At 35.2% G+C, this 15,641-nt stretch carries 11 protein-coding genes; 9 read left to right on the plus strand and 2 right to left on the minus strand.

The features are described from left to right. The first annotated feature begins 105 nt into the window (after positions 1-105). From uvrA to HCO57_RS03960, 5 genes are all read left to right on the plus strand, one after another. Complete coding sequence (gene uvrA, locus HCO57_RS03940) at positions 106-2,967, plus strand: excinuclease ABC subunit UvrA (protein WP_167987935.1); 2,862 nt, start codon at positions 106-108, stop codon at positions 2,965-2,967. Between the two features lie 5 nt (positions 2,968-2,972). After that, positions 2,973-3,659 carry a TIGR00730 family Rossman fold protein gene (locus HCO57_RS03945; protein WP_136949799.1) on the plus strand — a complete coding sequence of 229 codons (687 nt, stop codon included), beginning with the start codon at positions 2,973-2,975 and terminating at the stop codon, positions 3,657-3,659. Positions 3,660-3,662: 3 nt separating this feature from the next. Further along, positions 3,663-6,527 (plus strand): metalloprotease, encoded by a 2,865-nt coding sequence (locus HCO57_RS03950; protein WP_245167532.1) that lies wholly within the window; start codon positions 3,663-3,665, stop codon positions 6,525-6,527. 157 nt (positions 6,528-6,684) lie between these two features. Next, entirely contained in the window at positions 6,685-9,096 is a 2,412-nt protein-coding gene (locus HCO57_RS03955) for a thiamine pyrophosphate-dependent enzyme (RefSeq protein ID WP_167987936.1), read from the plus strand. Between the two features lie 116 nt (positions 9,097-9,212). Beyond that, positions 9,213-9,575, plus strand: a complete 363-nt coding sequence (locus tag HCO57_RS03960) for a DoxX family protein (RefSeq protein ID WP_167987937.1) — start codon at positions 9,213-9,215, stop codon at positions 9,573-9,575. 27 nt (positions 9,576-9,602) lie between these two features. On the opposite strand, the gene holA is transcribed toward HCO57_RS03960, so the two are convergent. After that, on the minus strand, positions 9,603-10,604 hold the full coding sequence (holA, locus tag HCO57_RS03965; RefSeq protein WP_167987938.1) for a DNA polymerase III subunit delta: 1,002 nt from the start codon (positions 10,602-10,604) through the stop codon (positions 9,603-9,605). Between the two features lie 25 nt (positions 10,605-10,629). Here holA and HCO57_RS03970 point away from each other — a divergent pair, with 25 nt between their 5' ends. The 3 genes from HCO57_RS03970 to HCO57_RS03980 all read left to right on the plus strand — a co-directional run bounded on the left by HCO57_RS03970 (position 10,630) and on the right by HCO57_RS03980 (position 13,037). Beyond that, a complete protein-coding gene (locus HCO57_RS03970) occupies positions 10,630-11,076 on the plus strand; it encodes a type I restriction enzyme HsdR N-terminal domain-containing protein (RefSeq protein ID WP_167987939.1) in 447 nt (148 codons plus the stop codon). A gap of 12 nt (positions 11,077-11,088) precedes the next feature. Continuing rightward, a complete protein-coding gene (locus HCO57_RS03975) occupies positions 11,089-12,090 on the plus strand; it encodes a glycosyltransferase family 2 protein (RefSeq protein WP_167987940.1) in 1,002 nt (333 codons plus the stop codon). Positions 12,091-12,164: 74 nt separating this feature from the next. After that, positions 12,165-13,037: a flagellar motor protein MotB gene (locus HCO57_RS03980; protein ID WP_136949793.1), complete on the plus strand. Its 873-nt coding sequence runs from the start codon at positions 12,165-12,167 to the stop codon at positions 13,035-13,037. A gap of 55 nt (positions 13,038-13,092) precedes the next feature. On the opposite strand, the gene HCO57_RS03985 is transcribed toward HCO57_RS03980, so the two are convergent. After that, a complete protein-coding gene (locus HCO57_RS03985) occupies positions 13,093-13,713 on the minus strand; it encodes an L-threonylcarbamoyladenylate synthase (RefSeq protein WP_167987941.1) in 621 nt (206 codons plus the stop codon). Between the two features lie 86 nt (positions 13,714-13,799). Between HCO57_RS03985 and HCO57_RS03990 the strand changes: the two genes are divergently transcribed. Next, a complete protein-coding gene (locus HCO57_RS03990; protein WP_167987942.1) occupies positions 13,800-15,638 on the plus strand; it encodes a sensor histidine kinase in 1,839 nt (612 codons plus the stop codon). Positions 15,639-15,641 lie beyond the last annotated feature (3 nt).

Consider the following 15,641-nt stretch of genomic DNA (forward strand, 5'->3'; position numbering starts at 1 on the left):
ATAAAAAATGGTTTGTAGGGTAAAAATAAGACATCAATTAACAAATTAGCAACAGTAAGTCACTTCCAATTTAAATGTCAATTGTTTACTTTAGCATCTTGTGCTATGATTAACTACGAAGAAAATATTGAAGTCCGCGGTGCTCGCGTACACAATCTTAAAAATATAGACGTAACCATCCCTAGAGAAAAGCTTGTTGTTATTACTGGCTTATCTGGTAGTGGTAAATCTTCTTTGGCTTTCGATACCATTTATGCAGAAGGCCAAAGACGTTATATAGAAACATTTTCTGCCTATGCTAGGCAATTTTTAGGTGGTTTGGAAAGACCAGAAGTAGACAAAATTGATGGTCTTTCTCCAGTGATTGCTATTGAGCAAAAAACCACGTCTAAATCTCCTAGGTCCACTGTGGGTACTATTACGGAGGTTTATGACTTTTTACGTTTACTGTTTGCCCGTGCTGGGGATGCTTATAGCTATGTTACAGGTAAAAAAATGGTAAGCTATAGTGATGCTCAAATAAAGGAGTTAATTCTTGAAAGCTATACAGATAGTAAAATAAATATTCTAGCTCCTGTAATCAAATCTAGAAAAGGGCACTATCGGGAACTATTTGAACAAATAGGCAAGCAGGGATTTGTAAAGGTGCGTATAGACGGAGAAATTACTGATATCACCAAAGGGATGAAAGTAGACCGTTACAAAACCCATGATATAGAAATTGTTATAGACCGCTTAAAAGTTGGGCAAGGTGCCGATTTTGATAAACGTTTAATGGAAAGCATCAACACGGCCATGTACAGTGGTGAAAACGTGATGATGGTCTTAGAAGAAGGCGAAAAAGAACCGCGCTATTTTAGTCGCGATTTAATGTGTCCAGAATCTGGAATCTCTTACCCTACCCCAGAGCCCAACACCTTTAGCTTTAATTCGCCCAAAGGAATGTGTCCAGAATGCAATGGTCTTGGGCATGTTTACCAAGTTAATGAGCAGAAATTAATTCCGAATGACAAATTATCTATAAAAAGTGGTGGCATTGCTCCTTTAGGGGAGTACAAACGTTCTTGGGCATTTAAGCAATTAGAAACTATTGCTCAGCGGTATAATTTTGAATTGGACACGCCAATAGCAGATATTCCTAAAAACGCTTTGGAAATTATTTTAAACGGCGGTAAAGAAAGTTTCTCTGTTAATTCTAAAACCCTGGGAGTAAAACGCGATTATAAGATTGATTATGAAGGAATATCCAATTTTATAAAATCACAGTTTAATGAAGCTAACTCTACCAGTATAAAACGTTGGGCCAAGGATTTTATGGATAAGACAACCTGTCCTACGTGTGGTGGTGCTCGGCTTAAAAAAGAATCTCTTTATTTTAAAGTTGATGGCAAAAATATTGGGGAGTTGGCTCATATGGACATTGTTGAGCTTGCAACATTTTTTAAAGAGCTAGAAGCTACTTTAGAAGGGAATCAAAAGAAAATTGCCGAAGAAATAGTAAAAGAAATTAGAACCCGTTTGCAGTTTTTGTTAGACGTTGGCTTAGACTATTTGTCGTTAAACAGAGGCTCTAAAACACTATCTGGTGGGGAAGCACAACGTATACGTTTGGCTACACAAATTGGCTCACAATTGGTTGGGGTACTTTATATTCTAGATGAGCCTAGTATTGGTTTGCATCAAAGAGACAATGAACGCCTCATAAACTCTTTAGTTTCACTTCGGGATATAGGAAATTCTGTTATTGTGGTTGAGCATGATAAGGATATGATTTTAGCTGCCGACCACGTCATAGACATAGGTCCTAGAGCTGGGAAGCACGGTGGTGAAATTATATCAGAAGGGCCACCGTCAGAATTAGACCAACACCAAACGCTAACAGCTCAATATTTAAATGGCAGTAAAGAAATTGCTGTACCAAAAAATAGACGGAAAGGAACTGGGAAAAACATTACGTTAAGTGGTTGCACTGGTAATAACCTTAAAAATATCACCGTAAAATTTCCTTTAGGTAAGATGATTGGCGTTACTGGAGTTTCTGGCAGTGGTAAGTCTACTTTAATTAATGAGACACTCTACCCTATTATGAATGCTCATTATTTTAATGGCGTAAAAAAACCAATGCCTTACAAAAAAATAACAGGGCTGCAACATATAGATAAGGTCATAGATATCAACCAAAGTCCAATTGGTCGTACTCCAAGGTCTAACCCAGCTACGTACACTGGTGTTTTTAGTGAAATACGTTCTTTATTTGCCAAAACCACAGAAGCAACCATAAGAGGGTATAAACCCGGACGTTTTAGTTTTAACGTAGCTGGCGGTAGATGTGAAACTTGCATGGGCGGTGGATTAAAGGTGATAGAAATGAACTTTTTACCAGATGTCTATGTTGAATGTGAAACGTGCCACGGGAAGCGTTTTAACAGAGAAACCTTAGAAATACGTTATAAAGGGAAGTCTATTGCAGATGTTTTAGAAATGACCATTAACGAAGCGGTGGATTTTTTTGAGAATATTCCTAAAATTCACAGAAAACTAAAAACTATTAAAGATGTGGGCTTAGGCTATATTAGTCTAGGTCAGCAATCTACTACACTATCCGGTGGCGAGGCGCAGCGCGTTAAGTTAGCTACAGAACTTTCTAAACGGGATACCGGAAATACTTTTTATATCTTGGACGAACCTACCACGGGATTACATTTTGAAGATATTCGTGTACTAATGGAAGTTCTTAATAAATTGGTAGACAAAGGGAATACTGTTTTAGTGATAGAACATAATTTAGATGTTATTAAAATGGTAGACCACGTTATAGATATTGGCTACGAAGGTGGTAAAGGTGGCGGACAAGTTATTGCAGAAGGCACCCCAGAACAGGTAGCAAAAAATACCAAAAGCCATACGGCAAGATTTTTAAAAAACGAATTAGAAGAAACTAAAAAAATTATAGCAAAAGCAGTATAATACCTATGCGAACAGAAAAACATCATAAAGGTTGGAACGAAATTAAAACCAATGATTCTTGGGCATTGTTCAAGATTATGGGCGAATTTGTTAATGGTTTTGAAAAAATGAGTCAGATTGGCCCATGCGTTTCCATATTTGGTTCTGCCAGAACTAAACCAGGTGCTCCATTTTATGAATTAACGGTAGAAACCGCACAAAAAATAGCAGAGGCTGGCTATGGCGTAATTACTGGTGGTGGCCCTGGAATTATGGAAGCTGGTAACAAGGGAGCTCATTTAGCAGGCGGTACTTCTGTAGGTTTAAATATAGAATTACCTTTTGAACAGCATGACAATCCATATATAGACAGCGATAAAAGCTTAGATTTTGATTACTTTTTTGTCCGTAAAGTGATGTTTGTTAAATATTCTCAAGGTTTTGTTGTAATGCCTGGTGGTTTTGGAACCTTAGATGAACTGTTTGAAGCTATTACCCTTATCCAAACCAATAAAATACAAAAGTTTCCTATCGTTTTAGTAGGTAAAACCTTTTGGACTGGCCTTATGGATTGGGTAAAAAATACCATGCTAGAAGTTAAAAATATTAGTCCTCAAGATTTAGATTTAATAAGCATTGTAGATACCGCGGATGAAGTTGTGGAAATTATTGATGCCTTTTACAAAGGACACAATCTTACCCCAAACTTTTAATTCTTGATTAGACCAAAGAATATCAGACTTTTATATTATTGGGTATGGTTTATTATTGGAGCCATACCCCTACTCTGTTTTGGTCAACACACAAATACAATAAGCGCCCATCTCAACGATTCTACTAAAATCATCTCAATACGCCAGGAACTAACCTACGTAAACGATGCTGATGTTTCCTTATTTACCCTGTACTTTAATGATTGGAACCATGCTTATTCAAGTAAAAAAACACCTTTAGCTAAACGTTTTGGCGAAGATTTTGACCGTAGACTTCATTTAGCAAAGGATTTTGAGCGTGGCTACACCCAAATAAATGCAATTAATAGTACAGATAACAAAACATTATCTTGGGAACGCATTAGTACCAGAGATATCATAAAGGTAGAGTTACCCAAAGAGCTTAAGCCCGGTGAAAAAACTACCCTATATTTTAATTACAGCATACGCCTACCAGAAAGTAAATTTACTGGCTACGGACACCAACCCAATGGCGGTTATTATTTACGGGATTGGTATGTAAACCCTGCAGTTTTCGATGGCAATTGGCATCTGTATTCTAATAAAGGTTTAGAAGATTTATATACAGAAGTCACTAATACCACTATCAATTTTACATACCCTAAACATTTATCCTTAGCTAGTAATTTTAACCACCAACAAAACTCAGAATTTCCGCAAGGGAAAAACATACAACTAAAAGCGCAGGAGCGTAAGAATTGCGTTATCATTCTTACTACTGAAAAAAAATACACCACCCATGTAACCCCTTATCTTACGGTAACAACAGATTTAGATGCGGTACGTTACGATGAAATCTCACAAGGGGTTAGTATTAATCGTATTAACGAATTTGTCACCACTCATCTGGGTCCGTATCCACACGGCAATTTATTGGTAAGTTCTATTGATTATACTAAAAACCCCATCTACGGTCTTAGTCAATTACCCTCTTTTGTAAGGCCTTATAGTGACCAGTTTCAATTTGAATTGGCATATTTAAAAACCAGTTTGAATAGCTTTTTAAATGAGACTCTATTTATGGACCCCAGAAAGGAACGTTGGGTTAATGATGCGATAGCAAATTACTTGGTTATTAAATATGTAGAAACGTATTATCCAGACCAGAAACTAATAGGTAAACTTGCTAACAAATGGTATTTAAAAGGGTTTAATGTTGCCCAGATGGATTTTAATGAGCAGTTTAATTTACTGCAAATGTTATCTGCACGTAGCAATATTGACCAAGCGTTAACCACCCCTAATGATTCCCTCATAAAATTCAACCAAAAAATAGCTAATAGATATAAAGCAGGTTTAGGCTTATCTTACTTAGCGGATTATATTGGTAAATCGCGTGTAGATAGTACGATAGCTGATTTTTACAATGTGCATAAATTAACCCCTAGAACCCACGTTATAGATTTTAAAAATGTACTTACAGATTGTTCTGACGAAGATGTAAATTGGTTTTTTGATGAATACGTAAGCACCCGTAAAAAAATTGATTTTAAAATTAAGAATATTGCTAAAACAGAGGACAGCATTACCTTTACCTTAAAAAATAAAAGAGGCACTAACGTCCCAATATCACTCTTTGGATTGTATAAAGACTCTGTTATCTCTAAGTACTGGTTTAAAGATATTGATAGCACCAAAACATTTACCATACCTAGAACAGGAGAAGACCGCCTGGTACTAAATTACGACAAAAAAATACCTGAATTTAATCAGCGAGATAATTGGAAAACCTTAAACGGTTTCTTTAGCAGTAACAAAAAACTAAAATTTACGTTTTTTAAAGACACAGAAAATCCATTTTACAATCAAGTATTTTTTGTTCCCATTGCCAATTTTAATATTTACGATGGCGTTACACCAGGAATCCGTTTATACAATAAAACCTTTCTAGAGCGCCCTTTTGTGTATGATATCTCCCCTACTTATAGTTTTGGAGAACAAACTATGGTTGGTAGAGCCAGTTTAAAGTACCGTAAATATCATGGAAAATCCGGATTGTATGTATCTAACTATTCTATTGGTGGTAGTACTTCTCACTTTCAAGAAAACTCTAGAGCAAGTACATTAACCCCTGCTATGAGCTTTGCCTGGCGACCAGAAGACTTACGTTCTAATAAACGAAAAATACTTTCTTTTAGATATAGAAATGTATTTAGAAGTATAGATGAAAATGTACGTAATGATAATACGATAGATTTAGACTTAGAAAATAATCCAGACTATAGTGTCTTTAATGCTCGCTTTTTAAATTACAACAACAATCTAATTAATTACAAATCTTCTGTAATTGATTTTCAACACTCAGCTCAATTTACCAAAGTTTCTTATGAATTGGAGTATAGAAGGTTGTTTGAAAGTAACAGACAATTAAATGTAAGATTCTATGCAGGTAAATTTTTGAGGAACAAGACTAACTCAGACTTCTTTAGTTTTGCCTTAGATAGACCCACTGATTATATGTTTGATTTAAATTACTTGGGCAGGTCAGAATCTACAGGGCTGGTTAGTCAGCAAATTATAATTGCAGAAGGCGGCTTTAAGTCTATCTACGATGACCAATTTGGCAGTGATTGGATTATGACTACCAACGCAAGTATTAATGTATGGCGATGGATAGAATTATATGGTGATATTGGTTTTATTGGGGATAGAGGTGCGTCTTCAAGGTTTGTCTATGACTCTGGTGTACGTTTAAATCTAGTTACAGATTATTTTGAATTGTACTTTCCGCTTTATTCCAATAAAGGTTGGGAAATTGCGCAGCCTAATTACGACCAGTCTATCCGTTTTATTATTACAGTAAGCCCAAAAACACTTACTGGCCTATTCACTCGCAGGTGGTTTTAATTGATAAATCATCATCCAAAGGACGATATTTTAATTATTTTTTAAACTATTCATAATTCAAACTGCATCAAATTACGATTTTCAAAATATTTTATGACTTCTGTCGTTACGTTGAATGCATCTTTTTTAGTAATTTTGCAGAAAATCAGTCCAGCTTATGAATACAGACCCAAAAACTAGCAACGAAATTTCTTTTGATGACTTTAAAAATCAAATTCTAAGTGATTATAAAGTCGCCTTAATCAGCAGGGAATGCAGCTTACTAGGACGTAGGGAAGTATTGACGGGGAAAGCCAAATTTGGAATATTTGGTGATGGTAAGGAACTTCCACAACTAGCTATGGCTAGAGCTTTCCAGAACGGAGACTTTAGAAGTGGGTACTACAGAGACCAAACCTTTATGATGGCGTTGGGGCATTTAAATGCTAAAATGTTTTTCCACGGATTGTATGCCACCACGGACCTAGAAAAAGAACCTATGAGTGCTGGTAGGCAAATGGGCGGACATTTTGTAACCCATAGTATCAATGAAGATGGTACATGGAAAAATTTAACCGCACAAACTAATAGTAGTGCAGATATTTCTTGTACTGCTGGGCAAATGCCACGTTTAGTTGGGCTTGCACAAGCATCAAAAATCTACAGGAATGTTGCAGGCATAGACCAAACCAACTTTTCTAACAATGGTAATGAAGTTGCTTGGGGTACTATTGGTAACGCCAGTACTTCTGAAGGACACTTTTTTGAGGCGCTTAACGCTGCGGGAGTCATGCAAGTACCAATGATTATAAGTGTTTGGGATGATGCTTATGGCATCTCTGTACCAGCAGAATACCACACGACTAAAAGCGATATTTCTGAAGTTTTAAAAGGATTTCAACGAGATGAGGATGCCAATGGTTACGAAATAATCAAAGTAAAAGGTTGGGATTATACTGCCCTTATCCATGCGTATGAAAACGCTTCTGATATTGCCCGGGAGGAACATGTTCCAGTGCTTATTCACGTAACAGAATTAACCCAACCTCAGGGACATTCCACCTCTGGTTCTCATGAACGTTACAAAAGCGCAGAGCGCCTAGAATGGGAAAAAGAAAATGATTGTAACAAGCGTTTTCGGGAGTGGATTATAGAAAATAATATTGCTGATGATGCCGCATTAAAAGCATTAGAAAAACAATGTAAAATAGATGTTAGAAATGCGAAAAAAGAAGCTTGGGCAGAATTTTTAGCACCTATCATTCAAAATAAAAAGGAATTGGTAGCGCATTTAGACCAGTTAGCAAACGCTAGTGCCAATAAAGTGTTTATCAACAAGATTAAAAATGATTTAATTGCTATTGATGAGCCCATTAAAAAAGACATTGCCAGCATGGCACGCAAAGCGTTACGTTATGTTATTGGTGAAAATTCTACCGCTAAAACCAATTTTAATACATGGTTAGATGGCTTTATGTTAGAGAGCCAAGAAAAATATAGCAGTGATTTACACAATAGTTTTGTTACTAATGCTACCACAGTTACTCCAATAGCGCCGACTTACGATGAAAATGCAGAAGAAGTAGATGGCCGTGTTATCCTAAGAGACAATTTTGACCAGCTTTTTAGCAAGTATCCAAATACCATGGTCTTTGGAGAAGACGCTGGTAAAATTGGCGATGTAAATCAGGGACTAGAAGGTTTGCAGAGCAAATATGGTAATTTAAGAATATCTGATACAGGAATACGAGAAGCAACCATTGTAGGGCAAGGTATTGGTCTGGCCATGCGAGGTTTACGCCCAATTGCAGAAATACAGTACCTAGATTATATCTTATACGGATTACAAACCTTGAGTGATGATTTGGCAACCTTAAGTTACCGTACTGTTGGTAAGCAAATAGCTCCTTTAATCATAAGAACTAGAGGGCACCGTTTAGAAGGTATTTGGCATTCTGGGTCACAGATGGGTGGGCTTATCCATTTATTGCGCGGCATGTACATACTTACCCCAAGAAATATGACGCAGGCAGCTGGCTTTTATAACACCTTGTTAGAGACCAACGAACCTGCACTAGTCATAGAAAGTTTAAACGGTTATCGCTTAAAAGAGAAAAAACCAAACAATCTCGGGAAGTATAAAACGCCTATTGGTGTAGTAGAAACCATAAAAGAAGGAAAGGATATTACAGTAGTTTCTTATGGCTCTACCTTAAGAATTGTAGAAAAAGTTGCTAAAGAATTGGTTGCTGTTGGTATAGATGTAGAATTGATAGATGCACAAAGTTTATTGCCTTTTGATATAAATCATGATACCATTCAAAGCGTTAAGAAAACTAATAGGTTGCTTGTAATAGATGAAGATGTGCCTGGCGGCTGTTCTGCCTATTTAACACAAGAGATTGTGGAAAAGCAAGGTGCCTATCAATATTTAGATAGTGCACCCCAAACGTTAACAGCTAAAGCGCACAGGCCCGCTTATGCTACAGATGGCGATTATTTTTCTAAACCCAATGAAGAAGATATTTTTGAAAAAATCTATAGTATTATGCACGAGGCCAACCCAACTAATTTTCCTAAACTACGCTAGTCGGTATAATTTTTAATAAAATTGTTAATTACTAAAGTGAATGGTCTAATTTAAGACGGTTCACTTTTTATAATTTTAAGGGTATTGTTAAATCCCCCTGAAAAATATATGCTCTTATGAAAGACATAGGTTTGGCGTTATTACGCATTGTACCTTCCTTAATGATGATGACTCATGGATTCCCTAAATTTCAAAAATTAATTTCTGGTGATTTTACTTTTGCTAATCCATTAGGTATCGGTGAGGCACCCTCTTTATTTTTAACTGTGATTGCGGAATTTATTGCCCCTATTTTAGTGATTCTAGGTTATAAGTCTAGAATAGCTGCTATGCCTGTAGCATTTACCATGTTAGTCGCGGCTTTTGTTGTTCATGGTGCGGATCCTTTAGGTAAAAAAGAATTAGCATTGTTGTATGCTGTAATTTTTGTTGTGATAAGTTTAGTAGGTCCCGGAAAATTTGGCATAGACCGAAAGTAATTCGGTCTATGAATGCCTAATTGATTGCTAAAAGACTGTGTTTAAAAGTTCTTTTAGTAAATCTGCTTGTGATAAATTTTGCGCTCCCAATCCTTTACCCATTAAATCTAGTTTTCTTAGACCCGCGATTATGCCACTAATACGTTTCATGGGATAGTTTTTAGCAGCTGTTTGATACTCTTTTACAAAATAAGGACTAACGCCTAGTGAACTTGCCACATTTCTTTGAGAATGGTCTGTTAATCCATGATACTGTAATAATTGTATAAAGAAATTATTTAAAAGAGAAATTGTAACCACAAACGGGTTGTCTTTTGGGTTTTGAGCAAAATAAGCAACTATTCTAGAGGCTTTCTCAAAATTGCGCTCCCCTACCGCTTTCTTTAATTCAAAATTATTGTAGTCTTTACTAATTCCAATATGGGTTTCAATGTTATCCGCTGTAATTTCTGTATTCTTTTTTAATACTAAATACAGCTTCTCTAATTCATTGCTAATTTTACTTAAATCCGTACCCAAAAACTCCACCAACAAAGCAGCTGCCTTGGGTGTAATTTTATAGCCTTTACCAGATAAAACACGCCTTATCCAATCAGCTACCTGATTTTCATAAAGTTTTTTACTTTCAAAGATGATTCCTGTCTTAGCTATTTCCTTGTAAACCTTTTTGCGTTTATCTAGCTTTTTATACTTGTAATTAAATACTAAAACAGTGGTAGGCTGGGGATTCTTAGCATATTCTGCTAATTGCTCTATAGTTCTAGATAAATGTTGTGCCTCTTTAACAATAACCACCTGATATTCTGCCATCATGGGAAATCGTTTAGCATTAGAGACAATTTCATCCACGGTGGTATCTTTACCATACACCGTCATCTGATTAAAGCCTTGCTCTTCTTCTGTTAATACATTTTTAGCAATATAATCCGTAATCCTATCTATATAATAGGGTTCTTCTCCCATAAGAAAATAGATTGGCGCTATTTTCTTGTTTTTAATATCCCCTACAATTTTTTTGGCTTCTTCCATTTAAAAAAAAACTAGATTTTTGCATATGCAAAATCTGAACTTCCCAAATTTTGAATTTCGGTTTAAAAGTACCGAAAATCGGCTCCATGTCTTTGATATCATCAGAAAAAAATTTGTGGTATTGCAGCCAGAAGAATGGGTAAGGCAACATGTAGTGCATAATTTAATTACAATTAAAGGCTATCCAAAAACGCTTATTAATGTTGAAAAACAACTTATAATCAACGGATTAAAAAAACGCTACGATGTTGTAGTATTTAAACCAAACGGTAGTATTTCTATCTTAGTGGAGTGCAAAGCGCCAGAAGTAAACATTACACAAAATACGTTTAACCAAATAGCTATTTACAACATGAATGTTGCGTCTGACTATTTAATGGTGACAAATGGTTTGCAGCACTACTACTGTCAAATGGATAACAAAGCGGAAAAATATGTATTTCTAAAGGATATTCCTGATTTTAGCCGTTAATTTGCTCCCGTTTTGAAAATTGCAATTGCCATATTAAATTGGAATGGAGCTGCTTTACTTGAAGCCTATCTCCCCAACGTATTGGAGCACTCACCCAATGCCGATGTTTACGTTATAGATAATGCCTCTACCGATAATTCGGTTAGCATGGTAAAAGAAAAATTTCCAGAAGTTAGGTTAGTTATCAATAAAGAAAACTACGGATTCGCAGGGGGGTATAATGAAGGATTACAAATTATTGATGCCGATATATACTGCTTACTTAATTCTGATGTAAAAGTGAGCGCCGATTGGTTAAAACCTATGGTGCAAATGTTTACTGAGGATTCCAATATTGCTATAGCTCAACCTAAAATTTTAGACCTACGCCAACCAGAATACTTTGAGTACGCTGGAGCAGCTGGTGGATTTATTGATAAATACGGATACCCATTTTGTAGAGGTAGAATTTTTCAAACTTTAGAAAAAGACCAAGGTCAATATAACGATATTACAGAAGTGTTTTGGGCTACAGGAGCCTGTATGTTTTTTAGAAAAGAAGTGTTTTGGGAACTTAAAGGCTTTGATGCCGATTATTTTGCGCACCAAGAAGAAATAGACCTATGCTGGCGAGCTAAAAATGCTGGGTATAAGGTGTTTTACAACGGTCATAGCACGGTGTATCATTTAGGTGGCTCAACATTAAAAAATAGTAATCCAAATAAAACCTTTCTCAATTTTAGAAACTCACTTTATTCGGTCATTAAAAACCTACCTACTAGACAGGCATTTGTAATTATTTTTATTAGGTTAGTTTTAGATGGTATTGCAGCAGCACGTTTTTTACTACAGCTCAGAGGTTGGCATGCGTGGGCCATTTTAAGGGCACACCTCAGCTTTTATCGTAATGTTAGAAGCATGTATAAAAAGCGAGAAAAAGCTAATTTTATATTAAAATACTATTTCGTAAAATCCATAGTGTGGTCTTATTTCGTACATCATATAAAGCATTTTAACATTTTAGTAAAAGATTAACTAAGGCACAATGTTAAGAGCTTTCAATTTGTATAATTTTGATTAGACTAGCGTAAATTAAATTTAAGTTTATTATGAAAAAAATAGTACTGGGTACTCTTGGGATAGCTATCCTTTTAAGTTCTTGTGTTTCTCAGAAGAAATATGCTGAACTTGAAGCAAAACACAATGAAACTGCTGACCTTTTAAATTCTGCAACCGTTAAATTAAACGATTGTTTGGATGAAAAAGCAAATGCTACCTCTAGAATGAATGCTCTAGAAGAGCAAAATGCATTCTTAAAAGCAAATAATCAGGAGTTGATAAATAATATGGGAGATTTAACCACTTTAACAGCAAAAGGAGCTGAAAACTTGGAGAAATCTTTAGAAAGTTTAAGGGAAAAAGACTTAACAATACGTAAACTACAAGATGCAGTGACCAGAAGAGATTCTGTTAATCTATCTTTAGTACAGAGTTTAAAAGGTGTTTTAGGAAATCTTGATGATGAAGACATTGAGGTTAGCGTAGAAAAAGGTGTTGTATTTGTTTCTATTTCTGATAAATTATTATTTAGTAGTGGTAGCTATAATGTAACTTCCGCGGCTAAACAAGTTTTAGGTAAGGTTGCAAAAGTGGTGAACAACAAACCAGATTTTGAATTCTTAGTAGAAGGACATACAGATAATGTACCGTACCGTAAAGGTGTTTTATTAGATAACTGGGATTTGAGTGCAAAACGTGCTACTTCTGTAGTTAGAATTTTACAAAACGATTTTGGTGTAGATCCAGCTAGAATGACAGCTGCTGGTCGTAGTTACCATATTCCTTTAGTAGGTAATGATTCTGCTACCAATAGAGCAAAAAATAGAAGAACTAGAATTGTAGTACTTCCTAAATTAGACCAATTCTACAGCATGATTGAAGAGGGAATGAAAGACCCTGCAATTGGTGGTAGCGGTAAATAAACGTTAAATACCAAAAGAAAATTAAAACGGCTCCATTTTGGAGCCGTTTTTTTGTTTAAATAATATTTGTAGCGCCTTTGCCTTCTCTAACCACTACATAGTCCCCATCAGACACATCTATTACAGTAGAGGGTACATTATCACCATAACCACCATCTATTACCACATCTACTAGATTATCCCACTTTTCCAAAATCAATTCAGGATCTGTAGTATATTCCAAAATATCATCATCGTCCTTTATAGAGGTAGATACTATTGGGTTTCCTAAAGCTAGTACTAAAGCTCTTGCAATATTATTATCAGGTATACGTATACCTACTGTTTTTTTCTTTTTAAACTCTTTGGGTAAATTATTATTACCAGGCAAAATAAAGGTGTACGGTCCTGGTAGCGCTCTCTTTAGTAATTTAAATGTTGGAGAGTCTATCTGTTTTACATAATCCGATAAATTACTTAAATCTGCACAAATAAAGGACCAATTGGCTTTAGCTAATTTTATCCCTTTAATCCTAGCAATTTTCTCTAAAGCTTTTGTATTACTAATATCGCACCCCAAACCATAAACGGTATCCGTGGGGTAAATAACCAAACCTCCCTTACGTAAAACTTGTACAATTTGCGCAATTTTTCTAGGGTCAGGATTTTCATTATATAACTTGATAAATTCTGCCATAACAATATTTTTTGTAATCTTTTTTCTACAATTATAAAATACTTAACCTACAATATGCGTTAAGGTTATGCCCAAACACCCAAATTATGAATACCATTAGAGGACGAATTTTATTGGCCTTTTTAACCTTATGCCTAATTACGGCACCTGTTATTCTATTTACCTACAACTCAATGAAAGATATTGAAACTGCTAGAAATTTAAAAGAGCAGGTAGCATTTTTCAATATAAATAGATTAAAAGCTGTCAATACATTTAATATCTTAATAGAAGAGGACCCTAAATTAGATGCTTTCTACACTACCGACTCTACTGCTAATTTGCTCAGCTACAGAAACTACATGCAAAATGCACGGATTGCATTAGAGGCTATTAATACCACATCTATAGTAACTAGCCAAGTAGTAGATTTAAGGGTAGAAGATATTACCAATAAATTACATTCTTTAGATAATTACGTAAATGAGATTATACGTCTTAAAAGAGAGCGTGGCTTTGAAGATTATGGGTTGGAGGGCGAAATGCGTAAACATATAAGAAGTTTAGAGAATGATACTACAACCTTAACCCAAATAGAAAACCTTTCTCTAAGACGTAAAGAAAAAGATTATTTTTTACGTTCAGATTTAAGTTACGCCAATGCATTAAACCAAATGGGAGATAGTATATTATTACGATTAACGAAAGATATAGAGACCAATAAAAAATCCATCACTGTTTTGGAGGCCTATTTAACTAATTTTAATAAAATAGTACAGTTAGAGTCCGCTATTGGAGATGCAAACACGGGCCTACTCTTTCAAACCAAAGAGCTTAATCAGTTATTGAATGCGAATATTACCAAACTCTATGATGTTTTAAATGAAGACCTTGAATTACTGATTAATAAAATCAAATCTTTCATTATTCTTTTTCTACTGATCACTTTCTTATTTCTAATCGTTTTTGCGTTTGTTTTTTCTGGTTACATAGTTAAACCGATTAAACAATTAATTACCGACATGGATCACATTGTAGAAAACGATTTTAAGTTGGGTACAAAAGTAACGGTCGATACCAATTCTGAAGAATTAGATAAACTATCTAAAACTTACGATAATTTGGTGCAAAAAATTCAAAATCAGATTACCCATTTAAATTTAAAGAACGAAGAACTTAACAGTTTAAATTCCCTATTAGCAGAATCTGAAGTAGAGCTAAAGGAAGCTTCAAAAATTAAAGATAAATTCTTTTCTATTGTCTCTCATGATTTAAAAGGGCACACGGGCAACGTTCTTTCACTGGCACAAGTTATAGACCAAAATAAGGGACTTAGCGAGGCAGAAAAATCGGTATTTACCAAATACCTATTAGATTCTACCCAAAATTTACAGTTGCTATTAGACAACCTACTAAACTGGGCAAAAACGCAAATGAGTGACCATGAAATTTCTAAACGGTCTTTTGATTTACACAAAGTGATACAAAAGAATATTGAGCTTTTCCAAGATGGAGCGTACCGTAAAGGTGTAGAACTAATTTATTTACCTACAGAAGTGCATAAAGCTTATGCGGATAAGGATATGGTAGATTTTATCTTAAGAAATCTAATGAGTAATGCACTTAAATATACCACTCAAGGAGATTGTATTGCAGTAACCGTACATAATAAAGAAGAACAACTGTACATAAAAGTATCGGATACAGGTGTTGGCATGACCACATCTCAGGTACAGGCGCTACTAAATAGTAATCAAGAAGGGTTAACAACCAAAGGCACTCATAATGAAGAAGGTAATGGATTGGGCTTTTCTATCTGTGTAGATTTTATAAAGCGTAATGGTGGTACCTTAGAGATTGACTCAGAAAAAGGAAAAGGAAGCGCTTTTATATTTAGTCTACCTACTAATCTTACAAGTAACGCTATATTAAACAAAATAGATTAAGGG

This window comes from Croceivirga sp. JEA036 (assembly GCF_011882165.1).
In the GTDB taxonomy this organism is placed as follows: Bacteria; Bacteroidota; Bacteroidia; order Flavobacteriales; family Flavobacteriaceae; genus Croceivirga.